The sequence below is a fragment of the Neorhizobium sp. USDA 3394 genome, from assembly GCF_056280385.1.
Genome location: NZ_JBWCDU010000002.1, coordinates 24,566 through 47,343, shown reverse-complemented (window position 1 = coordinate 47,343; position 22,778 = coordinate 24,566). Strand labels below are relative to the sequence as shown.

26 protein-coding genes and 1 tRNA gene are annotated in these 22,778 nt (G+C 55.2%); 24 read left to right on the top strand and 3 right to left on the bottom strand.

All coding sequences use genetic code 11. From position 1 onward, the window contains the following. Nucleotides 1-44 precede the first annotated feature (44 nt). From infA to ACZ9EJ_RS21770, 4 genes are all read left to right on the top strand, one after another. Nucleotides 45-263: a translation initiation factor IF-1 gene (gene infA, locus ACZ9EJ_RS21785; RefSeq protein ID WP_004435948.1), complete on the top strand. Its 219-nt coding sequence runs from the start codon at nucleotides 45-47 to the stop codon at nucleotides 261-263. Between the two features lie 26 nt (nucleotides 264-289). Next, a complete protein-coding gene (locus tag ACZ9EJ_RS21780) occupies nucleotides 290-910 on the top strand; it encodes a Maf-like protein (protein WP_046612711.1) in 621 nt (206 codons plus the stop codon). A 128-nt stretch (nucleotides 911-1,038) separates the two neighbouring features. After that, complete coding sequence (gene yacG, locus ACZ9EJ_RS21775) at nucleotides 1,039-1,248, top strand: DNA gyrase inhibitor YacG (protein ID WP_046642410.1); 210 nt, start codon at nucleotides 1,039-1,041, stop codon at nucleotides 1,246-1,248. A gap of 167 nt (nucleotides 1,249-1,415) precedes the next feature. Continuing rightward, nucleotides 1,416-1,491, top strand: a tRNA-Phe gene (locus ACZ9EJ_RS21770). Nucleotides 1,492-1,599: 108 nt separating this feature from the next. Here ACZ9EJ_RS21770 and ACZ9EJ_RS21765 read toward each other — a convergent pair. Continuing rightward, nucleotides 1,600-1,815 (bottom strand): hypothetical protein, encoded by a 216-nt coding sequence (locus ACZ9EJ_RS21765; RefSeq protein WP_046642409.1) that lies wholly within the window; start codon nucleotides 1,813-1,815, stop codon nucleotides 1,600-1,602. A 171-nt stretch (nucleotides 1,816-1,986) separates the two neighbouring features. On the opposite strand from ACZ9EJ_RS21765, the gene ACZ9EJ_RS21760 reads away from it, so the two are divergent. Then, on the top strand, nucleotides 1,987-2,280 hold the full coding sequence (locus ACZ9EJ_RS21760; protein WP_046642408.1) for a hypothetical protein: 294 nt from the start codon (nucleotides 1,987-1,989) through the stop codon (nucleotides 2,278-2,280). 76 nt (nucleotides 2,281-2,356) lie between these two features. On the opposite strand, the gene ACZ9EJ_RS21755 is transcribed toward ACZ9EJ_RS21760, so the two are convergent. Beyond that, the gene (locus tag ACZ9EJ_RS21755) at nucleotides 2,357-2,623 is read right to left on the bottom strand and encodes a hypothetical protein (RefSeq protein WP_046642407.1); all 267 of its coding nucleotides are present in this window, start codon (nucleotides 2,621-2,623) and stop codon (nucleotides 2,357-2,359) included. A 128-nt stretch (nucleotides 2,624-2,751) separates the two neighbouring features. Here ACZ9EJ_RS21755 and ACZ9EJ_RS21750 point away from each other — a divergent pair, with 128 nt between their 5' ends. The 18 genes from ACZ9EJ_RS21750 (at nucleotide 2,752) to ACZ9EJ_RS21665 (ending at nucleotide 20,967) form a co-directional block, all read left to right on the top strand. Beyond that, on the top strand, nucleotides 2,752-3,666 hold the full coding sequence (locus tag ACZ9EJ_RS21750) for a hypothetical protein (protein WP_046642406.1): 915 nt from the start codon (nucleotides 2,752-2,754) through the stop codon (nucleotides 3,664-3,666). A gap of 511 nt (nucleotides 3,667-4,177) precedes the next feature. After that, nucleotides 4,178-4,888, top strand: a complete 711-nt coding sequence (locus ACZ9EJ_RS21745; RefSeq protein WP_046642405.1) for a helix-turn-helix domain-containing protein — start codon at nucleotides 4,178-4,180, stop codon at nucleotides 4,886-4,888. 732 nt (nucleotides 4,889-5,620) lie between these two features. Then, complete coding sequence (locus tag ACZ9EJ_RS21740) at nucleotides 5,621-6,400, top strand: DUF1796 family putative cysteine peptidase (RefSeq protein ID WP_046642404.1); 780 nt, start codon at nucleotides 5,621-5,623, stop codon at nucleotides 6,398-6,400. Between the two features lie 402 nt (nucleotides 6,401-6,802). Next, a complete protein-coding gene (locus ACZ9EJ_RS21735; RefSeq protein WP_046642403.1) occupies nucleotides 6,803-8,641 on the top strand; it encodes a hypothetical protein in 1,839 nt (612 codons plus the stop codon). Beyond that, nucleotides 8,638-9,330 (top strand): WbqC family protein, encoded by a 693-nt coding sequence (locus ACZ9EJ_RS21730; protein ID WP_046629728.1) that lies wholly within the window; start codon nucleotides 8,638-8,640, stop codon nucleotides 9,328-9,330. Before ACZ9EJ_RS21735 ends, ACZ9EJ_RS21730 begins: the two co-directional genes overlap by 4 nt. Nucleotides 9,331-9,696: 366 nt before the next feature. Beyond that, nucleotides 9,697-10,875, top strand: coding sequence for a class I SAM-dependent methyltransferase (locus ACZ9EJ_RS21725; protein WP_476099800.1), 1,179 nt, complete (start codon nucleotides 9,697-9,699; stop codon nucleotides 10,873-10,875). Further along, nucleotides 10,872-11,693 carry a phytanoyl-CoA dioxygenase family protein gene (locus tag ACZ9EJ_RS21720; protein ID WP_046629726.1) on the top strand — a complete coding sequence of 274 codons (822 nt, stop codon included), beginning with the start codon at nucleotides 10,872-10,874 and terminating at the stop codon, nucleotides 11,691-11,693. Before ACZ9EJ_RS21725 ends, ACZ9EJ_RS21720 begins: the two co-directional genes overlap by 4 nt. Further along, entirely contained in the window at nucleotides 11,690-12,637 is a 948-nt protein-coding gene (locus ACZ9EJ_RS21715) for a glycosyltransferase family 2 protein (protein WP_046629725.1), read from the top strand. Before ACZ9EJ_RS21720 ends, ACZ9EJ_RS21715 begins: the two co-directional genes overlap by 4 nt. Nucleotides 12,638-13,038: 401 nt before the next feature. After that, nucleotides 13,039-13,668, top strand: a complete 630-nt coding sequence (locus ACZ9EJ_RS21710; protein ID WP_046629724.1) for a class I SAM-dependent methyltransferase — start codon at nucleotides 13,039-13,041, stop codon at nucleotides 13,666-13,668. Nucleotides 13,669-13,670: 2 nt separating this feature from the next. After that, nucleotides 13,671-14,336 (top strand): acetyltransferase, encoded by a 666-nt coding sequence (locus ACZ9EJ_RS21705; protein ID WP_046629723.1) that lies wholly within the window; start codon nucleotides 13,671-13,673, stop codon nucleotides 14,334-14,336. Further along, nucleotides 14,333-15,274: a glycoside hydrolase family protein gene (locus tag ACZ9EJ_RS21700; RefSeq protein ID WP_046629722.1), complete on the top strand. Its 942-nt coding sequence runs from the start codon at nucleotides 14,333-14,335 to the stop codon at nucleotides 15,272-15,274. Before ACZ9EJ_RS21705 ends, ACZ9EJ_RS21700 begins: the two co-directional genes overlap by 4 nt. 10 nt (nucleotides 15,275-15,284) lie before the next feature. Then, entirely contained in the window at nucleotides 15,285-15,671 is a 387-nt protein-coding gene (locus ACZ9EJ_RS21695; protein ID WP_476099796.1) for a GtrA family protein, read from the top strand. Then, complete coding sequence (locus ACZ9EJ_RS21690; protein WP_080954070.1) at nucleotides 15,668-16,555, top strand: class I SAM-dependent methyltransferase; 888 nt, start codon at nucleotides 15,668-15,670, stop codon at nucleotides 16,553-16,555. Before ACZ9EJ_RS21695 ends, ACZ9EJ_RS21690 begins: the two co-directional genes overlap by 4 nt. An 85-nt stretch (nucleotides 16,556-16,640) precedes the next feature. Further along, entirely contained in the window at nucleotides 16,641-17,528 is an 888-nt protein-coding gene (gene rfbA, locus ACZ9EJ_RS21685) for a glucose-1-phosphate thymidylyltransferase RfbA (protein ID WP_046629721.1), read from the top strand. Continuing rightward, a complete protein-coding gene (gene rffA, locus ACZ9EJ_RS21680; RefSeq protein ID WP_080954069.1) occupies nucleotides 17,525-18,661 on the top strand; it encodes a dTDP-4-amino-4,6-dideoxygalactose transaminase in 1,137 nt (378 codons plus the stop codon). Before rfbA ends, rffA begins: the two co-directional genes overlap by 4 nt. 22 nt (nucleotides 18,662-18,683) lie before the next feature. Then, the gene (gene rfbB, locus ACZ9EJ_RS21675) at nucleotides 18,684-19,778 is read left to right on the top strand and encodes a dTDP-glucose 4,6-dehydratase (RefSeq protein WP_046639984.1); all 1,095 of its coding nucleotides are present in this window, start codon (nucleotides 18,684-18,686) and stop codon (nucleotides 19,776-19,778) included. 230 nt (nucleotides 19,779-20,008) lie between these two features. Then, on the top strand, nucleotides 20,009-20,683 hold the full coding sequence (locus ACZ9EJ_RS21670; protein ID WP_046629719.1) for an AAA family ATPase: 675 nt from the start codon (nucleotides 20,009-20,011) through the stop codon (nucleotides 20,681-20,683). Next, a complete protein-coding gene (locus ACZ9EJ_RS21665) occupies nucleotides 20,680-20,967 on the top strand; it encodes a hypothetical protein (protein ID WP_046639985.1) in 288 nt (95 codons plus the stop codon). Before ACZ9EJ_RS21670 ends, ACZ9EJ_RS21665 begins: the two co-directional genes overlap by 4 nt. Before the next feature lie 356 nt (nucleotides 20,968-21,323). Here ACZ9EJ_RS21665 and ACZ9EJ_RS21660 read toward each other — a convergent pair whose 3' ends face one another. Further along, nucleotides 21,324-21,770 (bottom strand): BA14K family protein, encoded by a 447-nt coding sequence (locus tag ACZ9EJ_RS21660; RefSeq protein ID WP_080954068.1) that lies wholly within the window; start codon nucleotides 21,768-21,770, stop codon nucleotides 21,324-21,326. Nucleotides 21,771-22,525: 755 nt separating this feature from the next. Between ACZ9EJ_RS21660 and ACZ9EJ_RS21655 the strand changes: the two genes are divergently transcribed. After that, the gene (locus tag ACZ9EJ_RS21655) at nucleotides 22,526-22,660 is read left to right on the top strand and encodes a hypothetical protein (RefSeq protein WP_476099792.1); all 135 of its coding nucleotides are present in this window, start codon (nucleotides 22,526-22,528) and stop codon (nucleotides 22,658-22,660) included. Nucleotides 22,661-22,778 lie beyond the last annotated feature (118 nt).

Genomic DNA, 22,778 nt, shown 5'->3' with positions numbered 1-22,778 from the left:
AAAGCGTTGCCGGCCCAAACCAAACACAGGAAGAAAAACTATAGATGGCTAAAGAAGAAGTCCTCGAATTCCCGGGCGTCGTGACCGAACTCCTGCCCAACGCGACGTTCCGCGTGAAGCTGGAAAACGAACACGAGATCATCGCCCACACCGCCGGCCGCATGCGCAAGAACCGTATCCGCGTTCTGGCCGGTGACAAGGTGCTTGTCGAAATGACACCTTACGACCTGACCAAGGGCCGCATCACCTACCGCTTCAAGTAATCCTTAATCTTTCGCGGTGGGCTCTCATGGCGCTGGAACAAAAGCTGATACTGGCCTCCGGTTCTCCGCGCCGCCTCGATCTCCTCAACCAGGCCGGCATTACGCCGGCGCGGCTGATGCCGATGGATATCGACGAGACGCCGAAGAAATCCGAACATCCGCGCTCGCTCGCCCGCAGGCTTTCGACCGAAAAGGCCGAGGCGGCATTGGCGGCTATCAGAAACGATCCGGCCTGGCGGCACAGCTATATCCTGTCGGCGGACACGGTGGTCGCCGTCGGCCGCCGCATTCTCGAAAAGACCGAATATACACAGGAAGCCTCGTCCGCCCTGCACCTGCTCTCCGGGCGCGGCCACTGGGTCTATACCGGCATCTGCCTGATTACCCCCGGTGGCCAGTTCCGCCAGAAGGTCGTGCAGACCAAGGTGCGCTTCAAGCGGCTTTCCACCCGCGAGATCGAAAACTATATCGCGTCCGGGCAATGGCGCGGCAAGGCGGGCGCCTACGCGATACAGGGTATTGCCGGATCCTTCGTTCAGAAACTCGTCGGCTCCTACACCAATGTCGTCGGCCTGCCGCTTTTCGAGGTGACCGGACTTCTGGCCGGCGAAGGCTTCGACGTGGTGGCGGCCTGGCCGGAAGGCTGATAGAGGCGGGTTCAGATGGCGCAGGCCGATGGAGCAAGCCGAAAGGTGCTCCGGCTGCGCCCGTAGGGTGTCATCGGCGGTCAAAGGCTGCCGAATGCGCCATGCCCCTGTAGAAAGGAGTATTCAAAATGACATCGGAACCGATCAAGACCGGCGGCAAGGTCGAGCCGCTGAGGAAAACGAGACCCTGCCCGGAATGCGGCAAGCCATCCTCGCGCGAAAACTACCCGTTCTGCTCCGACCGCTGCCGCACGCTGGACCTGTCGCGCTGGCTGACGGGCTCCTACGCCATTCCGGTTTCGGAGGACCAGACCAAGCCGGACGGCTCGGACGACTGAACGGGGGCGGGTGCTGTCTGTTTTTGTTCAGGAATTTGCGATTCTCGTAATCCTGTCAAAAAAGTGGGTTCTGGCGCTGGACATGGCCGAACAAGATGTTATAACCCCGCTCGCTCCGGGGGAAACGCCCCCGCCGGCCTCGGGCCGGAAGGCTTCAAAGCCTCGATGCCCGGATAGCTCAGTTGGTAGAGCAGCGGATTGAAAATCCGCGTGTCGGTGGTTCAAATCCGCCTCCGGGCACCATTCTAAGCCCTTATTGTGCTTAGGTTTTTCCATATCCGCATTCTCGCTAATCAAATCGGGTTCGACACTTCTACGAAGTGGGTTTGACAATTTTTGTTTTCCGTCTGTTCATTTCGGCGCTGAGATCCGTGACGGTGGCGGTGTTCTTTTTGACATGTCGGCGCGCCGCGAGTAGTGCTTTGCCGTGGCCTCGGTCTTCTGTCCGAGCGCCTCGGCGATCGTCGCGTAGTCCTTCCCCATTTCCCGGAGAACGGTCGCCACTGTATGGCGGAGGCCCTTGAGGGTTAAGCCAGGCTGGACCTTGCCCTCCTTCTCCAGCTTCATGCGAATAGGTCGCCATGATGCCCTGAACCGGATACGCTCCAGGGCTTGCCGTAGCTGTTAGCGCACAGGGTGAGCGCGTCGTGTTTCGGTGCGGCCTCAATGGCCGTGTACACGGGGGCCACCAGCGGTAGCATGACGGCAACACCCGTCTTGCCTCTCCTGGTGTCGGCCATGACCGTAGCCGTCCCGACCGGCGACGCCGCCGTCATGGAGGATGCCGGGAATAATCGCACCGCCAAACAGGCCGCCGCCCGTGCCGGTTCCCTTGTTGCTGAACAGGCCATCGAGCGCGGAATTGAGCAGTCGATCGCCAATTCTGCCGAGAGCGCTGGCGAGGATATCGGCGCCGCTCTTGCCTTCCTTGAGGTCCGACACAAGGCCCTCCAGAACATCGCGGCTGATATCCCGAAGCTCTTCCATCGCCTCCTTGTTGGCGCGGATCGCGTCACGCTCGGCATGAGATAAAGATAGCCGTCCGCCTGCTGACGGTCATGGTGGCCCTGGATCATTGCTTCCCGCTGAGCCTGCTCGAGTGTCAGTTTCAAAGAATGCTTTCGAGCGCGCAGGCGCTTGAGAACGCTGCACTTCTTGCATAACGCATTTCGAGCGCGGACGGCCCACGCCTTGTGCCCTGACGGTACAAGCCCTCATCACAGGATGCGAGCTGCGTCCGGACATTGGCGATATCGTCTTCGAGGACGTCGAGCGCCTCCTCGCAGTCATCTAGCGTCATGATCTCGTCGAGAAACCAGCCATCGCGAATCTGCCACTGCCGAATCTCATCGTACTCGATATCTTCGGCTGCCATGCCTGATCTCCTGCTTTTCCAGGATTATGGTGTGCGCTTCCGGTGCCCGCCGCAAACGCAGCGGAAATTCACGCTTCGGAAAGCGCGTGCTGATAGGCAGGATGCAATCAAGCAGAGCGGAGACGACGATGGGTAGGATGAAGGAATGGATGCTGTCTGAGCAGGAGATGCACGACGAGGAACCATTCTGGGATTATGACGTCAGCTTCTTGTGCCCCGTATGTGGTCATCCAGGCAAAGGGTACATGGTAACGCCGATTGAGGACGGCGAAACCGTCGAAGAAATCTCCTGCTTGAACCCTGAAGACGAACATTCGTGGTCGGTGAGGATCATACGGATTAACAGTCACACATCAGCAAGGATCGATGGTCAGCCAGAGACACCCGTAGAAGTCGTTCCTGCAGGTTTTCCGGATGACTGGAACGAACCGGAGCCAGAGCCAGATGCGTACGGAATCTTTCTGAAGGCGATCGAGGAGTGGCGTGAAAACGTCGACGACATTTCCCGGATCAGCAGCTCTAACAGCAGAAACCGGATGCTGTTCATAACGCTGTATTCCATCGTCGAAGCCTATTTCTCGGACGCTATCGTCGGCGCTGCGCAGTACGACACCAATCTGCAGCGTAAGATGCTCAAACATAAGTCGCTCAAGGACAAGCAGCTTAGTCTCGAGACTGTCTTGGATAATCCGACAATCGTTCAGGACATGGTGAAGACTGCGCTCCAGGCACTCTCCTTCCACGACTTGAGCTTGGTGAATTGGATCAGCGAACAGGCGTTCCAGAAATCGATCCTGCCCAAGGACAGTGACGACAGGAAGCTGATAATGATGTCGGTACCGAAGCGTCACGACTGCGTTCACCGCAACGGTCGGGACAAAGAAGGCAATCAGATCGAATTCATCGAGAGGGAATACCTCAAGAAGGTCGCGACCATCTTCGAGGGGATGGCAGAGGCTTTGGAAGACGCTATCCGAGACGTCAAAGCGAAGGAATTCTCCGAGGATCTCGACGTCAAGGATGACGTGAAGCCAGATCAATAACGGCAGCCGCAATAACGGAAACCGCCGCCGAGCTGGTGAGCCGGGCGTCACATCCTCCTCGTTCAGTTGCCCACTAGGATGGTGTGCGCTCCCGACGACTGGCGCAAACGCCGGGGGTTTCCACGTGCGCTTCCAATCGTTGCAACACGTTGCGTTCGAAACGTTCACCCTGACGCTTTATCCGTTTCGTCGCGCAGTTGTCGCTGCCAATTGTCGGCAATTGTTTAAATCTCCCATTAATACGAATGACCACACGATGAGTAGGATAATTCCAACGCGTCGAGTTTCTATACGAATGGAATTGCGGCGTTGCGTCCGCCCCGCCGACGTGAACACGCGTAACATGCGGTATTTTCAGTGTTGACAATCTCAGCACCATTCTTGCCGGAATCCTTCCGGTAGCGGATAGGACACACAAAAGACTACTACTTGTCTGGGGAAAAGACCACATCATGAGGGGTATTAAAGATTTAAGGCTTGCCGACGGCGTTAAGATCTGGTTAAAGGCATCATGGATACAACCGACGACATCGATTCTGGCGATAGCCACGAACTGCTCCGCAAGATCGCGAAGTTGCAGCAGCGTCGTGACGAGATGCTTGCGGAGATAAGCGTCCTATCGATCCAGATCGAGTCCTATACCGACGCCGCGAAGATGGTGTACGGCCCACGGTTCAGCCCCCTTATGACCGCATTGACATCGCCGCATCATTACCCCGTTCTTCCGGGATGGCCGGGGTTCGGACCGCCTACGAATTCGGCTGCCACCCATAAGCGGAAGCGGTCAATCTCGATCAACTGGGCAACCGCGCTGGCTCATCTTCAGAACCTCGAATCCTTCGGCTACGCGCAGATCGTCGAGATCTCCGATCTAAAGGACCTCAAGATCACGATAGCGGCTGCCCGCAGCCAGATGAAAACGTATGTCGAGATGGGTCTCGTCGACCGGGTCAACGACGGCGAATTCAAGGTGACGGAAAAGGGACGAGAAGCATCGCAGGAGGCGCTTCGTAAGGTCGTGCCACCGCCGCCTCCGCCGCCGCCCGTGGTGAGGGTTCCGCCCGTTCCGCCGCCGCCACCTGAATACCGGATGCCTACACCTCCGGTGCCACCACCGCCGCCGCCCGCAGAGAACTGGACGTCGGAATGGGTCTCTAACACTGCTCCTGCAGAGAGCAAGCCGACTGACAATTGGTCCTCTGCGGAGGATGCATTCAAGTAATTCGGCCGAGGGCTGAAACGAAAAGAGACCCCGAAAGGGGCCTCTTAAACCGGAAGGGCAAGCCGCAGCGAACGGCCCAACCTTCTATAACATAACCCGCGTCACCCAGGCGCACATGAGAAAGGACAGGTCATGGCATGGCATCGCCGAACCATAATATCGGTGTCCGCCTTTAGGCGGCACCCCTGACCCCTTCCAGAAGGGTTAAGGACGTGTGTCGCAGGGTCTCCAAAACTCTGCGGCGCATTGCATACCTATAGGACACGACGCCCAACGTGTCCAGAGTCGCTACAGGCGCTGTAGCGAGGTCTATCAGGATCGACCGATAACCACCCCGGCAGAGTACTCGCGGTTCTCGCGACACATGATTATGCGCCCCGGCAGAGCGGTGGCCTGCCAGCCCGGCGGGAGCACAGCCAGCACAGCATGGAAGACTTCTCTGGTGGTCGCGGGTTTCGTCTCAAACGTGGGTACAACGGCGTTCACCAGATCCGGGTGAGGTTTCCTGGTCTTGCCCGCTTCGCCCTCGGCTCGCAGAGTGAACGGCAGCTCGGCTCTGAGAGCCTCAAGGACACGCGCTGCCGATACCCCGCCTTTCCGGATCTCGGAAGCGGTCGTTCCCTTCAAGGATTCCTGTAGGCGCAAAGCACAGGTGGGTCGAAGGCGCGGGCTTGAACGCTGCCTAGTCGGAGTGTATGGCTGGGGTCTGCAACGGAAGAGAGCTTGCTTGGGATGGGCGGGACGCTGATAGTGTCTGTGGGCTACAACTGCTACGTCAGTTGGACTCTTAGAAAGATCGGGTTTCAGAAAGGCTCTTACCCGATAGATTGGGTAAATAGCTTCCGATTCTCCCGCCTTCTTGACTTCATTGACGAGTTCTCGATCGACAGCCTAAAGGGTTTCGAGCCGTCCCCCATAGATGCAGACGCCGCAAGCGCAACCTCGTATTACATCCCGAGATATGGCATGCGCTTTCCTCATGAGCATGACGTAAATCCGGAGATCGGCATTCAGGAGATCGGCGAGAGGTACGCGCGACGCTTCGATCGTCTAAGGGCGCATTGTAAGGCGGCCTCGCACGTTGTCTTCTTACGGACGAATGCCGTCAGGACCTACAATCTAGCGCCCGAAGATATTGATGAATATTCGCCTGATGTGATTCTGAAAGCAGCTAGGGTCCTCGGCGATTTAGCTGGACACAACAGGTTCACATTGGCGATTTTGCGAGAACGACTTGCGATTCCCGCCATCGATGCCCCGTTCGTTGCTCAAGCCGAGCTATTGGTGCCATTCGAAAACGGATTCTACGACGCTGACGTGAGTCAGCCGCGTGGATCAGGCGCCTTTGATTTCTTTAGAAGGGGGCTGGCCCCCATCCAGGCGGCCAGGTCGACCGCCGAGGTTAAGAAGGCACTGGTTGGGTTATCCGCGACACCGCCAACGAGGCCTGATCGCGCGCTGAGATTTCGTTGGCTCGATCTTCTCCAAGGACACCAGTCACGAAGGTCCTGAGGGTACCAAAAAATCACTCTTTTCTTCAGACGTTTGATGCCGATTCCTACAGCCGCGCAGTCGAGCGGGTGCAGATGGCCGACCTGGAGGCTTCCTCGTCGATGTCGCTGCGCCGTAGCCAGATCGCAAATTTGTTCATGATATGTTTGGGACGATTGACCGTTCGGAAGGCTCTCATCGCAGGCGGCCCTCCATTGTGGTGTCACCACCGGTAGATGAAGGGCGCGGGTTCAATGTGCCGTTGGACGGTCACTCCGAGAAAAGCATTCTTCCCCCTACTCGAATAGATGGAATCATCGATGGAAACGCAGTAAGAGGTCTCGCCTACTCAGGCGAGAGCGGGTGATCGTGGTTAGACAGATATGAGTTCTTACAGTCGACCGTTGAGCAATGGGTAGCTGAGTGCCTCTGATAAAAGACAATAATAATAGGGTTGTTGCGTTTACGCGCTATGCGACGATGGCCGTCGCGTCGTTGGGAACACTCGCGATCCTGAGCTGGATTCTTAAATATACATTCTATGGAATAGACTTTACCGATGAAAGTTCTTACTTGGTGTGGATTTCAAACCCATTCAGCTACGGCGCTTCCGCGTCGCAATTTGGTTTCATCTACCGCCCTCTTTACATTCTTTTGGGTGGTGATATCGCCGCCCTCAGGCAAGCCAACATATTAATCACTTTCGGATTGGGATGGGCTTTGGCTCATACCCACCTGACGTCACTAGCGCCTGAGGTTGATCAAGGACGCGTCGATCTGCATGTCACTGCAGCAGGGTTAAGCGTCAGTTCCCTCATACTGTTCAATACTTGGCTGGCTACGCCAAATTATAACAGCCTCGCATTTCAGGCGCTTCTAATCACTGCGATTGGTCTGCTTTTAGCCGAAAAAGCGTTTACTTATAGAAGCTCATCGGGATGGATCATTATTGGCATCGGCGGTTGGTTAGCCTTCATGGCAAAACCCAGCACGGCAGTTGCATTGGCCGTCGGTATTTTCATTTGCCTGCTGGTGGCACGCAAGGTGTCGATTCGATTGATGTTGCTTACGGCGGTGACCGCTCTCGGGCTTCTCTTGTCTAGCGCACTGATGATTGACGGATCAATATCGGGTTTTGCCAAGCGGCTGCAGCTTGCAGCCGAATTTTCTCAATATCTAGGCGGCGGTCACACTATCCACCAAATCCTACGGATCGATAACTTTCGAGTTCGTGCCCCGGGACAAATAGCTATTCTGAGCATTCTGGTGGCAGCACTCGTTGCGATCTGGGGTGCCTATACTGAAAAACCGAAAGGGGCGATCGTATCCCTTATCGTAGCTGTGGGTTTTTTCTCGGTCACTGCATTGCTGGCATTCGGCCAAGTCCACAAGACTGCAGGTCTGGGAGAATTTGAGGGCTTGCTGATTTTTGGGGTCGTATTTGCTGCAGCTTTGACTGGCCTGATATTTGGCGGACCCTCGCCGTTGAAAAGTATATCGTCAGTACAATGGGCGGTCTCCATTATCTTTCTTGTAATGCCTCATATCTATGCATTTGGAACCAACAGGAACTATTGGGAGAATGGAGCCTGGGTGGGAATCTTTTGGCTTCTTGCGGGTACTACGCTACTGCGGCCAGTCGTGCGTAAACGGGGAAACTGGTCGTTTGCACTGCCGCTTGCATTGGCTGCTCAGACCGTAACAGCAATCCTCCTGCAAACGGGGCTTGAACGGCCTCAGCGCCAAACTCAGCCACTCAGACTCAACGAAACTCCTTTGGAAATCGGGCCGCACCGATCCGTATTGGTATTATCAGCCGGATACGCGGCTTATCTAACTGACGCCGCGGCGGCTGCTCAAAGCAGCGGCTTCGAAATCGGCACGCCCGTTATCGATCTATCAGGCCAGTCCCCCGGCATCCTCTATGCGATCGGAGCTGAGAGCATTGGTCAGGCTTGGACCATAGGTGGATATCCGGGCAGCCTGAAGCTGGCGAAAGCCGCGCTGGAACGTGTTGCGTGCGAAAAGATTGCAGCAGCCTGGATTTTGTTCGAGCCCGACGGTCCGCGCAGCGTTCCGGTGGAACTCATGCCGAGTTTGGGGGCAGCTTTTCCTGAAGCCTACCAGCAGGTAGGTACCTGGCGAACAGCCCCAGGTGCAGGCGGCTATGATGGTAGCCGTACTCAAGAGCTTTACAAACCGACGGCACCGAGTGAGGTTTTGAACGCCTGTCGAGCCATTCGAGCGAAGGAAATGAAGTGAAGAAGGTGGCCATCGTACAGTCAAACTATATCCCGTGGAAGGGTTATTTCGATATGATCGCTGCTGTGGATGAGTTTATCCTCTACGACGACATGCAATATACGCGGCGTGATTGGCGCAATCGGAATCAGATCAAAACCCCACAAGGGGTTCAATGGCTCACGGTTCCTGTCCAGGTAAAGGGAAAGTACCACCAGAAAATCCGTGAAACCGAGATAGAAGGAGCCGACTGGGCAGCCGTCCATTGGAAGAGCCTTGTCCAGAATTACCGCCGTGCGCCACACTTTAAGGAAATCGCCGTGTGGCTGGAGCCCCTTTACCTAAATGAACCGCCAAGCTACCTTACCCCGCTCAATCGTCGATTCATCGAAGCAATCTGCAATTATCTCTCAATCCAAACTACAATTTCCCACTCATGGGACTACACTTTAGTAGATGGAAAGACGGAACGTCTGGCTGCGCTTTGTGCCCAAGCTGGTGGCACGGAGTACGTATCTGGCCCCGCGGCAAAAGACTACGTAGATGAGGAAGTCTTTAAAGAACGAAGAATAAAGCTTACATGGTTTGACTATGCCGGCTATCCTAGATACCCCCAGCTCTGGGGTGAATTCGTTCATGGAGTGACGATCCTCGATCTTCTCTTTAACTGTGGAAGGGACTCGCGAAATCACATGAGGTACCTAAAATGACTCCGCGCAGCGTCAAATTTCGGGCCTGCTGATGAATTGCGATGCTCGAGGATGGCGTAGATGATTGGGCACCGCTGAGTTTCGAGACTTTTGCCCATTCCCGGTAACTAAGGAACGAGGGGTATCGGCGCTTCGCCATGTAATACCGTGGGTGAGGAATGTGATCCTGCGTGAGAGCCGTGAGTTGACACTTGGACCGGTCGCGTGCGTTTCCTGCCGCAATGCTCTTTAGAGCGTTCGTGTACGCGCGATGAAAGAGGAAAGCGTACCGGCTATTGGCGCCAACCTCCCACATTTTTAAGGCTTGCGCGTGGTGGCAATATTGCGATATTGCGGACCGCTAGCAAGCATTGCGGGGGACTTCGCTTGACGGAATATTTTTCTAGCTGTCCCGCATGTGGATCAGCAGATTTTAGGAATCTACCCATTCCGCATGCAGCCCGCTCGATGGTTAGCGACGGCAAGGTGGTATCGAATCCTCTTGAGCGCAGTTCTTGTAGCAACTGCGGCCATGGCTTCCACGCCAAGAATTTTTCAGAAGAGCAAATAAAAGAGATTTATAGTGCCGATTACTCGATCGGCCTGCGAGACCCGGTAGCGGAGGCTGCGCGCTCTGCCGAATACAGCCGACAGATAGAAGCTTTCTTGAAGCATCAGCTGGGGAATGAAGCCAATTTCCCCAAAATCATAGAGTTTGGATGCGGCAGCGGTACGTTGCTCAGTCATTTGACCGATAGGCTTGGCGCTCAAATTGCAACCGGCGTGGAGCCTAGTTCCCGGGTAGCCGCGAATGCGCGTTTAAACGTGGGAGATCGAATTTCTATCCACCAGGGTTTTGCTGAGCAGTTCGAGGAGACCGCCCCGGATTACAATCTTTGCCTGTCAGTTAACGTGATCGAGCACACGCGTAATCCCCGCGGTTTTTTGCAAGCATGCCGGCGCGTCATCCATAAGACGGGAAATATTGTCGTCATTTGTCCCGACGGAGAAATTGTGGGGTCGGAATTGCTCTTTTACGATCACATTTCCAACTTTACACGCGCTTCCTTGGCGATGATTGCGGCCAGCGCAAACCTGCGGATTGTCGCAAACTCCCCTTTAATGGGCGGCCTGCAGGGCTTTAGGATTTACCTGCTGCGTTTCGGCGACGCTGACCTTGGCAATCAGGCTCGCGGCTTCGAGGTTCTTTCTCAAGAACGCGTAGAGTATGTCAACACCTGGAGCAAGGTACAAGACACGACCTGCGGGATGCTCAAGGGCCGGAAGTATGGCGTCTTCGGCACGGGTGAGTATTCGGACCTTCTTCATGCCTATAGCCCGTCCGTGATCGAAAAAGCAGAGTTTTTTGTAAGGGATCAACCGGTAGAGGCGGATTTCTATGGTAAACCCGTTGTATCAGTCAAAGACTTCTTGAGCCTTCCAAGATTGCCTCTGATCGCGGCTGTGCATGAGCGAAGCTGGCCGCTTGTCCGAGATCGTTTTAAATCGGAGGATGTCCAGATCTTTCATTCTCTCGAAATCGCAAGGCAGGATCTCATCCCATGACGGAAATTTCTCGCTACGGCGTTATTGCGGCCACCGAAGCAAACGACATTTACGATATCCTGGCCGAGGAGGTCAGGCTACTGGGATACACTACGCTAGATTCCGGATTGACCGCGTCAAAGCTCGATGAACTCTCGCGGTTGTTCAATACAGCGGAGTTAGAATACGATACCGAGTCATCAGACCAAGGTTATGATCTTAGCAAGATTAGCGAGCGTGATACGATTCGCCTCCTTCCGATGGTATGCCCCAAGTTCTGGGAGGTCGTTTTCAATCGGCCACTTCATGACTTATTGTCGCGGCTCCTTGGCGGTTACTTTATCCTGAACCAAGTGAACGGCCTGATAAACCGTGGCCACCAAAGCAAATATCACCAGGCCCAGTATCACAGAGATTTGCCGTATCAACATTTCACTAGCTCTCGGCCGCTCGCTATCAATGCACTCTTTGCATTAGACGACTTTACCATCGACAATGGCGCCACACGCGTGATCCCTGGAACCCATCATCGTGAAGCGTTTCCACCTGACGAAGTGGTTCGGCGTTTGGAGACCCACGTCACCGTCAAACGGGGTACGTTCATTGTCTTGGACTGCATGGTTTACCACGCGGGCAGCACCAATAACACCGACAAAAATCGTCGCGCCATCAATCACGTCTTCACGATTCCTATGCTGCGCCAGCAATTCCATATTCCTTCTGTGTTGGGGGAAGCTCCAGATTTTACAGACGAGCAAAAGAAAATACTGGGTTATGGCCTGGAAGAATTCCGTTCAGTTGGCGACTGGTTCAAGTCTCGGTTGCCGAAAGTCAAATGAGTTTCATGACACGCAAGTTATCCATTGTTACCACCCTATTTAGGTCAATGGACACAATCGACGAGTTTATCCAACGTGCCTTGGCCGCGGGGGAGGCGGTGTCGGATGATATTGAAATCGTGATTGTCGACGATGGCAGTCCGGACGGTTCGGCGAACATCGTACGAAATTGGGTTGAGCGCGACGCTCGGATTTCGCTGTTATGCTTGAGCAGAAATTTCGGGCATCACAGAGCAATGCTCGCCGGTTTGGAACATGCTCAGGGCGACTTGATATTCCTAATTGACAGCGATCTCGAGGAGCCACCCGAGTTGCTTTTGGAGATGGCGCAGGTTCTGCAGGGAAAAGCCGTTGATTGCCTATACGGGCTGCAGGAACGTCGGAAAGGCGGCTGGATGGAGCGGATATCCGGGCACCTTTTTTACTGGCTTTTCTCAGTGTTGAGCGAAGTACGCATACCCGAGAACGTATCAACGATGCGATTGATGACCCGTCGGTATGTATCCGCTCTACTTAAATTTCGCGACAAAAACCCAGTCTTCGTTCCATTAAGCATTCTTGCTGGTTATCCCCAGGCATCGTTCCCTTTTGTCAAAGCCAGCACCTCTGATACGACCTACTCGCTAGGAAGGCGGGTTGCTCTGACTGCCCTTGCTATCACGACGTTTTCGGCCAAACCACTGATATTAATGCTATGTTTCAGCTTAATGATGGCTTTCTTGGGTATCGTTTACGGCGGGTTTGTTGTGTTGCGCGCGCTGACCGGACCGGTCCAGGACGGATGGGCGTCACTCATGGCCGTGGTCGTCTTTTTCTTCAGCTTGAATGCTGTTTTTACGGGGCTGATGGGCCTCTATGTTAAACAGATCTTGGAGGAGGTGAAAGATAGGCCCCGCTCAATTGTTCAAGATATCTATTCTCAACGACACTCTTCGGAGAACTAGCCGATCTATTCCGAAAATATTCTCGCGCTTTACAAAAGTTGGGGGGGGCTTTCCAACGCCGCCCGCCGGGCGGTATGCTGTTGCGCTGCGGTGGGCGAGATATTGCCGGGGTGACTACCAGGTGGCATGACCCACAATGGAGTTCATTTTTGACGATCGTCCAAGTCAATTGCAGATACCTCGTCAGGTGAGTATTCGGACCCGCGGCAACCTGCTCAGCGCAAATGACCAAATTGGGACACGAGATGTTGCTGGTCCCCCACAAATGCAAGCGCCCAGAGCGGCGACCGGAGGCGGGCCCGATAGTTCTTTGAGTGGCGGGGCTAGAAATGCATTCATAGGAATTTTCGGGACCAATCAGCGCCGTTAAACATTAGCGCTCTTACAGGTGGTAGACATTCATGGTTGAATCGAGTGATGACATCCTGAAGGATGTGGCTAACTATTACGCGGGGCGTATCGCCGAACATGGCCAAACGGCAGCGGGTGTAGACTGGAATAGCCAAGCGGGCCAGGTCATGCGCTTTAATCAACTTCTCAAGGTGGTCGATTCTTCGCAACCATATTCTATCGCCGATATAGGATGCGGATACGGAGCGTTGCTTGACCACCTCTCGCACTTGGGACACACCACGCGGTATATCGGTGTCGACATTGCTCTGCCTATGATTGAGGCCGCCCGCTCGCGCGCCGCCACGTTGCCGAATGTCACGTTTAGGTTGGGCAACTCGCCAGGTGAGATCGTCGATTATTCCATAGCGTCCGGGATTTTCAATGTGCGGCTTGGTCGGACGGACGAGGAATGGCTTACGTATTTGATGGAAACACTGGACATGATGAACGCAGCAAGCCGAGCAGGTTTTTCTTTCAATTGCCTAACATCCTATTCTGACGCAGACCGGATGAGGGCTGATCTTTTTTACGCCAATCCCCTAGACTTGTTCGATCTTTGCAAACGGCGCTATTCCCGGCAGGTAGCTCTGTTGCATGACTATGAGCTATACGAGTTTACGATGATCGTGAGGAGGTAGCTATGACGCAGAAGCTCATCATTTTTGGGGCAGGTGATATTGCTCAACTCGCGCATTACTATTTTGAAAATGACAGCGATTATGATGTGGTCGCGTTCACCGTGGACGAAGCCTATTTAACTGACCGCGAGTTTTGTGGCCTGCCGGTGGTTGCCTTCGAAAACGTCGCTGATCGCTATCCCCCGGCTGATCATGCCCTTTTTGTCGCACTCAGCTACTCCAAGCTCAATCAAATCCGAAAAGAGAAATTCGAGGCCGGGCTGGCTCTCGGTTACGATCTTGCAAGCTATATCAGCTCTAACGCAACGGTCCTCAACGGGCATTCCTTCGGACGTAATTGCTTTATTCTTGAAGACAATACCATCCAACCATTTTCGCATTTTGGCGATAATGTCACGTTGTGGAGCGGTAATCACATAGGTCATCATTCGGATATCGGAAGTCACACATTCATATCCTCCCATGTTGTGGTGTCCGGTGGTGTCAGGATTGGCGAGCAGTGTTTCATAGGGGTCAATGCCACGCTTCGCGATCACGTTAGTATTGGGGCAAGATGCGTTATCGGGGCTGCAGCGCTCATTCTGTCCGATGCAGAGGCTGATGGAGTTTACGTGTCCAGCGCGACTGAGCGCTCGCGTGTTCCAAGTTCGAAACTGCGTAAGATATGACCAGTAGATGGGTTAAAACCGGCCTGCTCTTTAAGCCGTCGGGTGTTCATCCCAAGCTGAGGAGCCACGCTGCCAACCCGCTCGCACTTCACCTCGAACGTGACATATACAGGGTGTTTTTTAGCGGGCGTGACAGTGAGAATCGTTCCTCTGTGGGCGCCGTTGATATTAATCTCTTAACGCGAGAAGTCATTCACGAACACAAGCAGCCCTTTCTAGTTCACGGCGCTGGCGGCAGTTTCTTTGAAGCGGGTATCAGTATCGGCAACTGCTATTATGCTGGTGCGCAGCGCTATATGCTGTTCATGGGATGGCAGAGGCCTTTGGGAGGGCACTGGCGAGGCGATATCGGCCGCATAAAGGTTCGGCCTGATCTAACGCTTGAAATGGACGGCGACGTAGCGTTTCTGGCCTCAGATGGGGAGGATTCGGTCAGCCTTTCCTATCCATGGGTTGAAAAAGCAGATGATGGAACGTTCAGGATGTGGTACGGATCTACCGTAACCTGGGACGCGGGCAACGGCGAAATGCTCCATGTCATCAAGTCCGCAAGTTCAAAGGATGGCCATATATGGCACAAGGAAGGTGCAGCAATTCCCTATGAAATAGGCAGAGCGCAAGCTTTTTCGAGGCCCACGGTTCTGATTGATGCGGCGCGGGGTTACCGGATGTGGTTCTCTTACCGCAGCGGTCAAGGCGAAGCCTATCGAATCGGGTATTCTGAAAGCCGCGACGGAATAGTCTGGACCTTGAAATTGGACCAGGTGGGCATAGACGTTTCTGAAAACGGCTGGGATAGCGCGATGATCGAGTACCCTTACGTGTTTCGGCACGGGGATAATACCTATATGCTATACAATGGCGATGGCTACGGTAAAACGGGTTTTGGTTTGGCTGTTCTGGACGACAATAAGGTGGAGAGAGCTGATTCTATCTAGAAATAGTATATTGCAGCTGGCCCGCTTTGGATTCATTGGCTTACTGACGAACGGCTTCGGATATATCCTTTACCTCACGGTCACCTTTTCTGGGGTTCCGCCGAAGTTGGCAATGACTATACTTTATTTTGTCGGAGTTTTGATGAGTTTTGCTGCCAATCGGCGCTGGGTTTTTATTCAGGCTGCCGAGCAGCAGGGGGCCCTAGTCCGATATGGAATTATCTATGGCATCGGTTACGTACTAAACTACAGCATCCTCTACGTGTTTGTGGATAGACTCGATTACGCGCACTTCTATGTGCAAGCATTTGGTATAATTGCTGTGGCCGCATTCGTATATCTGGCGTCCAACATTTATGCCTTCCCGTCCACTAGCAAGAGAAAACAAAATCCGTGAGCTCCCGTTGTCTGGTTTGTGGAACGAAATTCGACAGCGAAGCCGGCACGCCTCGTTGCCCCGCTTGCGGTTGGGAGCCTGAAGAAATAGGCGGTATAGCAGCCTACGCTCCACAGTTTGCTAACCAAGGAGGGGGATTTGAGGCTTCTTATTTCAAGGTTTTGTCGGAATTAGAGGCGGCGAATTTCTGGTTCCGATCCCGAAACGATCTTATCCTGTGGGCTTTACGCAAGTACCACCCCAAATTCCGCTCTTTTCTGGAAATTGGCTGTGGAACGGGCTTTGTTCTTGCTGGCGTCACCGAGAAATATCCTGAAGCTGAGATTTTCGGAAGCGAGATATTTATCGAGGGTCTGCGATTTGCTTCTCAGAGATTGCCTAATGCACGGCTGATGCAAATGGATGCGCGGGCGATCCCATTCGCGGAGGAATTTGATGCTATCGGCGCATTTGATGTTCTTGAGCACATCGAGGAAGATGAGACCGTCCTGCAGGAAATGCACGCCGCCTTGAAGCCCGAGGGGACGCTGCTGGTGACTGTTCCGCAACATCCATGGCTGTGGAGTCCCCTTGACGACTACGCTCACCATTGCCGTCGGTACACGTCCAGCGAATTGAGCAGGAAAGTTACTGCCGCGGGCTTCACCATCCTTCGCGACACGTCCTTCGTTTCGCTCCTGCTGCCTGCGATGCTTGCTTCGCGTTTGCTAAGCCGAAATAAATCGGTTGACGAAATCGACGTTCGAACCGAGATGCAACTTCCAAGCCTGCTCAATAACGCTTTCAGATGGATATTGCGGGCGGAAAGCGCTCTGATCCGTACTGGTTTGGATTTCCCTTTGGGTGGTTCGCGACTGCTCGTCGCCAGAAAGATGCGAGGCTGATGTTATCCCTTCCATTTTGTCGAGTGGAAGGGCATCCATCTAACGGACACCGGTGGCGGCGACGCTATCGGTGTGGGAGACATGAATGAAAGCGATTGTTCTTGCCGGCGGGGCTGGGTCGCGCCTGTATCCTCTGACCCAAGTCTCTAGTAAGCAGCTCCAGGCTGTTTTCGACAAGCCTATGATCTATTATCCTCTGACCGTTCTGCTTGCGTCGGGGGTCAGGGAATTCTGCCTCATTGCTACGCCACATGACCTGCCTCGGTATCAGAGTTTGCTTGGGGATGGCAGCCAGTGGGGAGTAGCAATCCAGTATCGCGAGCAGCCGAGACCAGAAGGGATTGCACAGGCGTTTCTGATTGCGGCGGACTTCGTGGGCTCCGATGATGTGATCCTGATGCTGGGCGACAATATCTTTTCGGGCGGCGACGATTTTCCCCGCGCGGTCTCCAGCTTTACGGCTGGCGCAACAATTTTCGCGTACCACGTCAAGGATCCCGAGCGCTACGGCGTGGTGGAGTTCGACCGGACCGGGAAGGCGATCTCCATTGAGGAGAAGCCCCAGCATCCCAAAAGCAGCTACGCCGTCCCTGGTGTGTATGTCTACGATAACAGCGTGCTGGACATTGCGAAGGCGGTAAAACCTTCCATCCGCGGAGAGCTGGAAATAACGGACATCAATCTGGAATACCTGAGACTCGGCAAGCTGCAGGTTCGGCGCTTGAGCCGCGGTTTTGCCTGGCTTGACGCCGGCACCAGTACCGCGCTGCACGAAGCCTCTTCCTACATCGAGGCGATCGAGCGACGGCAAGGCGTGAAAATCGGCTGTCCGGAAGAGGCGGCGCTGGTGAGAGGGTTCCTCAGCATTGCCCAATTTGAAACCTTGATCGAGCGCATGCCGGCATGCGAGTACAGCGACTATCTGCGCGGCGTCGCCGACGAGTGGCACAGGCTTCAAGAGGATAAGCAGTGAGCGAGAAAATCCCGTTCAATCGGCCGTTCATGACCGGCAAAGAGCTATACTACATCGCGGAAGCGAAGTTCGGCAACATGCTCGCTGGTGACGGGCCTTTTACGAAGCGTTGCCATGAGTGGCTGAAAGACAAGAGTGGATGCGTCAAACCGCTGCTGACGCACTCATGCACAGCGGCCCTGGAGATGGCGGCATTGCTTCTCGACATCGAGCCTGGTGACGAGATCATCATGCCCTCGTACACGTTCGTCTCGACCGCCAATGCATTCGTGCTGCGCGGCGGCGTTCCGGTGTTCGTCGATATCCGGGAAGACACCTTGAACCTGGACGAACGCCTGATCGAGTCGGCTATCACCTCGCGCACTCGCGCCATCGCCCCGGTCCATTATGCGGGTGTCGCCTGCGAGATGGACACCATCATGAGCATTGCCAAACGCCACGGCCTCAGGGTCGTGGAAGATGCGGCACAGGGCGTGATGGCAGCTTATAAGGGCCGAGCACTGGGCAGCATTGGCGATCTCGGAGCCTACAGCTTTCACGAAACCAAGAATGTAATCTCCGGGGAAGGGGGAGCCCTGTTGGTGAACGACCCCGATCTGGCGGTGCGCGCGGAAATCATCCGCGAAAAAGGCACGGACCGCGGACGTTTTTTCCGGGGCGAGGTCGATAAATACACCTGGCAGGAGGTCGGTTCTTCGTTCTTGCCAGGCGAGTTGATCGCGGCTTTCCTATGTGCCCAGCTTGAAGAAGCCGACCGTATCACCAATCATCGCCTGGGCATCTGGCAACATTATCACACGCTTCTGGAGCCGCTCGAGGCCAAGGGATTGCTTCGCCGGCCCATCGTCCCGGAAGAATGCCAGCACAATGCCCACATGTATTACGTTCTGCTGGCGCCGGAGATCGATCGTCAGAAGGTACTCAGTGAGCTTAAGAGGAGCGACATCTTCTCGGTCTTCCACTATGTGCCTCTGCACTCTTCGCCCGCCGGAAAACGGTACGGCCGGGCGCAGGGTGACTTGCGGGTGACCAACGTCCAGTCGGAAAGGCTGGTGCGTCTGCCCTTGTGGGTTGATCTGACTGGCGAGCAGCAGGAACACGTTGTCAGGGTTTTGAAAGATGCCATCGGTTGACCCATCAAGAGCGTCGAGGGAAATGAAAATTCTGGTGACGGGCGGGGCCGGTTTTATCGGGTCGGCAGTTATCCGCCATATCATCCAGAATACCGGCGACTCGGTGGTCAACGTCGACAAGCTGACCTATGCCGGAAACCTCGAAAATCTGCGCGAGGTTGATAACTCTGACCGCTACACATTCTCGCAGGTCGATATCTGCAATCGCGGCGAGCTGGAACGGGTATTTGCTCAGCACCGTCCCGACGCTATCATGCATCTTGCGGCAGAGAGCCATGTTGATCGATCCATCGACGGTCCCGCGGCCTTTATCGAGACCAACATCATCGGCACCTACACCCTGCTCGAGGTAAGTCGAGCTTATTGGCAGGGACTGGACGCAGTGCGCCGCCAGGCCTTCCGAATCCATCACATATCTACCGACGAAGTTTACGGCGACCTGCCTCATCCGGCCGATGCCGTTGATGCCCACCACCACCTCTTTACCGAAAAAACCGGCTATGCACCCAGCAGCCCATACTCGGCGAGCAAGGCCAGTTCCGATCATCTGGTTCGCGCCTGGATGCGAACATATGGCCTGCCGGTGCTGGTGACCAACTGCTCCAACAATTATGGTCCCTACCACTTCCCGGAGAAGTTGATTCCCCTGGTGATCCTTAACGCCTTAGAGGGGAAGCCGCTTCCGGTCTATGGATCTGGCGATCAGATACGTGACTGGCTGTACGTCGAGGACCACGCGCGGGCGCTTCACAAGGTCGTCAGCGAAGGGCAGGTTGGATCGACCTACAATATTGGCGGCCATAATGAAAAACAGAATCTGGAGGTTGTCAGGATCATCTGCGATGTGCTCCAGCAGCTGGCTCCTCCCGGCGTCGGCCATCCTGTCAAAGAATACAGGTCGCTCATTACCCACGTGCAGGACCGGCCTGGACACGATCGCCGATATGCCATCGATGCGGGCAAGATCAAACAAGAGTTGGGTTGGCAGCCTACCGAGACATTCGAGACGGGGATTCAGAAGACTGTACGGTGGTATTTGGACAATTTGGACTGGTGCCGTCGCGTACAGGATGGCAGCTATCAACGTGAACGACTGGGGCAGGTCAGGCAGATTTGATAGCCGATGCTATTTGGGCGAACTACTGGCTACGTTGGGGCGGCTCCGAGGAACTGAACTAGCGAGGCTCATCAAAGTTTGCTGCCTATCCGAAACATTTTCGAGAAGGTTTCATCGTTGACGCATCAACGTTAATGCAAAAGAACGCACTTGATGCGTCAACGTTAACGCGGTATCATTGTGATGCTTCGGCAAGCATCCTAACGCATCCAGCGTCAAAGGAGACTCCAATGCCTGTCATTACCGTTGCCAACCCCAAGGGTGGAGCCGGCAAGTCGACGACGACACTAGTGCTCGCAACCACATTGGCCCAGCAGGGCGCCAGCGTCGTCATTTTGGACTGCGACCCGAACAGGCCGATCGAAGGGTGGAGGCGCGGAACCTCAAAGAACCCTGTCATCGTCGATGGTGGGGTCACCGAGAGCACGATCACCGCCAAGCTCGACGAGTATCGCAAGAAATACCAGTTCGTGTTCGTGGACCTCGAGGGCACGGCCAGCCGTCTGATGTCCCGAGCGCTCGCCAGGGCGCAGCTCGTCGTCATCCCCATTCAGGCCAGCCCGACCGACGCTGAGCTCGCAGCGCGAGCCATTCACCTCATTCAAGAGGAGGAGCAGGCCTTCGAGAAGACGATCCCCTACCGGATCCTGTTCACGAGGACGTCCCCGGCAATCGCCACCAAACTCGAAAAGCAGATTACCAGCCAACTCGCGGCGGGAGATGTGCCGACGTTCCGCAATCATCTCTATGAACGGTCGGCCTACAAGGCGCTCTTCTTCCACCAGCTCGACCTGGTCGAGCTCGATCCATCCGAGGTGAACGGGCTGCCGGCGGCCAGGGACAATGCTCTCCGACTCGCTGAGGAACTCGTTGATCTCGTCGCCAGCGTGAGGGCAGCAGCATGACCGGTAAGAATTTTGGCTTTGGCAAGCTTGCCGATATCAAACCGGACACTGAGTCTGGACCTGGGATCTCAGACGACAAGATCGACGAAATCGGGCAGCGTCACGGCTTCATCGCCCGCGAACCGGTCCAGAAGCTGACTCGCCGAAAGCCGGCAGAGCCGTCTGCCAACCTCAATATCCGCCCGTCGATCACTACTTTCAATCGTTTCCTGCAGTTCTGCGAGCAGAACCGGATGTCGTATCCCGAGGGGCTGAAGGAACTGATGGACAGGGCAGGGGTCTGATTGACGCAGCAGCGTTAACGCACAACAACGAACCATGATCTCGGGCCGCTCTACGAAGAGGCGCACCACGCCGCTTTTTTCGAGCAGCGCTTAGATTGGAACTCTGGAACGGATGGCCGGAAATGGCCCTTTTCAAAAAGCAGGTGCGCCTGATCAGCAATGCTGTTTCGGCAACATGGCGGTGTGATCGGCTGACCCCGCCTTTAAATCATGGCATGCGGTGCCTGCGCCGGGGCATCTAACCCCGGTGCAGGATTCTAAAATCCCGGCAATTTGGCCGCTCCACGGCAGGCCTTGCGTCTTCAGCCTCCCGGAATTCATGCGGGTAGGATCCGACATGAAAGGAAACGCTCCAATCAGCTATACGGCGAATTGCACGTCGCACGAACGCCAGCCCGCGGAGAATAGGTGTTGTCGTAGGTCCGATAGGACCGATAGCGGTTCGCGCACCACTGCACGTGGCTGCCGCCACTGCTGGCACGCGGTTGGCTTGCGATTGCGCCACCGATAATCGCAGCGGCACCGAATGCTGCAAGGGGATACCAGAAGCCGTCAGAATGGCGACGGTAGCCCGCGCGCCGGTCACGATATCCCCTTTGACCATTGTAGTAGCCGTCGCGCCGGTACTCACGACGGTCTTGATCGCGCCAGTCCCGGTCACGGCGGAACTGTACTTCCTCGACCGTTGAAACTTGCTTGGGCTTTGCAGTGGGGAACGGAACAGCAAATGCACTGGTCATCGATGTGATGGTCACTGCCACAGCAATGGAAGCTGCGGAAAGCAATTTTGGAATGTTTTTCATTAGGATATTCCTTTTCTATCGGCAAGTAACTCCTGGCGATGAATAGGGTTCCGTTAGATCGAGCGGCCGGCCCGCCTTTCGATTGTGCTGGCTGCAGTAACCGACTGGCCGGATGCTTGCGTAAGGTAACAATCGGTCGATCTATCGTCCGAGCTGCGGCTGCGGCGAAGATTAGGCTAATTGCGTAGACACCCGGATCCTGAGGCCGCTGAATTGTCGCTTTCGCCCTGCAGGGGCCAGTGCGATTGCAAGATATGCGCATTCGGGTCAATCTGCGTTGACGTGAATTGACGCGAATGCGTCCGGCACCGAGTAGGCCCGATGCTCGACAACTCAATCCAAAGGGCGCTTCTCCGTAACCGTAGCACTTCCTTGCACGAACTGAATCAAGCCGCTCCCAATCGGTCATGATTGGGCGGGGCCGGGAAGTCGCCGACGACACTGGTTCTCCCAACCACCCTGGCCCAACAGGGCGCCAGTGTCGTCCTCCGGACTCTTACCCGAACCGGCCCATCGAGGGCTGGAGGCGGGGAGTCTCAAAGGACCCGGTGATCGTCGATGGCGCGAATCAACGAAAGCACCGTCACCTTCCGCAATCAGCTGTCTGAACACTCGTCTTACAAGGCACCTTTGTTGTCAGCCTGAGCTTACGGGCTTGATCCATCCGAGATGAACCGGCTGCCAGCGGCAACGGACAATGCCCTGCGGCTTGCCGAGGAACCCGTCGATCTAGTCGCCAGTCTGAAGGCAGCAGCATGACCCATAAGAACCCTGGCTTTGGCAAGCTTGCCGATATCAAGACGGACACGGAATTGGACCCTCGGATCTCAGGCCGCAGGATCGATGAAATCGGCCAGCGCCACGGGTTCGGCGCCCGTGAGGCGGTCTAGAAACTGACGCGCCAGGCTGCAGAGCCATCCGCCAACCTCACTATCCGACCGTCGATCACCACCTTCAAGCGCTTCCTACAGTTTTGCGAGCGCGACCGAATGTCTTATCCGGAAGGCT

Coding starts and splice junctions, on each gene's coding strand:
- infA (WP_004435948.1), top strand. CDS start 45: ATGGCTAAAGAAGAAGTCCTCGAATTCCCGGGCGTCGTGACCGAACTC.
- ACZ9EJ_RS21780 (WP_046612711.1), top strand. CDS start 290: ATGGCGCTGGAACAAAAGCTGATACTGGCCTCCGGTTCTCCGCGCCGC.
- yacG (WP_046642410.1), top strand. CDS start 1,039: ATGACATCGGAACCGATCAAGACCGGCGGCAAGGTCGAGCCGCTGAGG.
- ACZ9EJ_RS21765 (WP_046642409.1), bottom strand. CDS start 1,815: ATGAAGCTGGAGAAGGAGGGCAAGGTCCAGCCTGGCTTAACCCTCAAG.
- ACZ9EJ_RS21760 (WP_046642408.1), top strand. CDS start 1,987: ATGACCGTAGCCGTCCCGACCGGCGACGCCGCCGTCATGGAGGATGCC.
- ACZ9EJ_RS21755 (WP_046642407.1), bottom strand. CDS start 2,623: ATGGCAGCCGAAGATATCGAGTACGATGAGATTCGGCAGTGGCAGATT.
- ACZ9EJ_RS21750 (WP_046642406.1), top strand. CDS start 2,752: ATGGGTAGGATGAAGGAATGGATGCTGTCTGAGCAGGAGATGCACGAC.
- ACZ9EJ_RS21745 (WP_046642405.1), top strand. CDS start 4,178: ATGGATACAACCGACGACATCGATTCTGGCGATAGCCACGAACTGCTC.
- ACZ9EJ_RS21740 (WP_046642404.1), top strand. CDS start 5,621: ATGGGCGGGACGCTGATAGTGTCTGTGGGCTACAACTGCTACGTCAGT.
- ACZ9EJ_RS21720 (WP_046629726.1), top strand. CDS start 10,872: ATGACGGAAATTTCTCGCTACGGCGTTATTGCGGCCACCGAAGCAAAC.
- ACZ9EJ_RS21715 (WP_046629725.1), top strand. CDS start 11,690: ATGAGTTTCATGACACGCAAGTTATCCATTGTTACCACCCTATTTAGG.
- ACZ9EJ_RS21710 (WP_046629724.1), top strand. CDS start 13,039: ATGGTTGAATCGAGTGATGACATCCTGAAGGATGTGGCTAACTATTAC.
- ACZ9EJ_RS21705 (WP_046629723.1), top strand. CDS start 13,671: ATGACGCAGAAGCTCATCATTTTTGGGGCAGGTGATATTGCTCAACTC.
- ACZ9EJ_RS21700 (WP_046629722.1), top strand. CDS start 14,333: ATGACCAGTAGATGGGTTAAAACCGGCCTGCTCTTTAAGCCGTCGGGT.
- rfbA (WP_046629721.1), top strand. CDS start 16,641: ATGAAAGCGATTGTTCTTGCCGGCGGGGCTGGGTCGCGCCTGTATCCT.
- rfbB (WP_046639984.1), top strand. CDS start 18,684: ATGAAAATTCTGGTGACGGGCGGGGCCGGTTTTATCGGGTCGGCAGTT.
- ACZ9EJ_RS21670 (WP_046629719.1), top strand. CDS start 20,009: ATGCCTGTCATTACCGTTGCCAACCCCAAGGGTGGAGCCGGCAAGTCG.
- ACZ9EJ_RS21665 (WP_046639985.1), top strand. CDS start 20,680: ATGACCGGTAAGAATTTTGGCTTTGGCAAGCTTGCCGATATCAAACCG.
- ACZ9EJ_RS21660 (WP_080954068.1), bottom strand. CDS start 21,770: ATGAAAAACATTCCAAAATTGCTTTCCGCAGCTTCCATTGCTGTGGCA.
- ACZ9EJ_RS21655 (WP_476099792.1), top strand. CDS start 22,526: ATGACCCATAAGAACCCTGGCTTTGGCAAGCTTGCCGATATCAAGACG.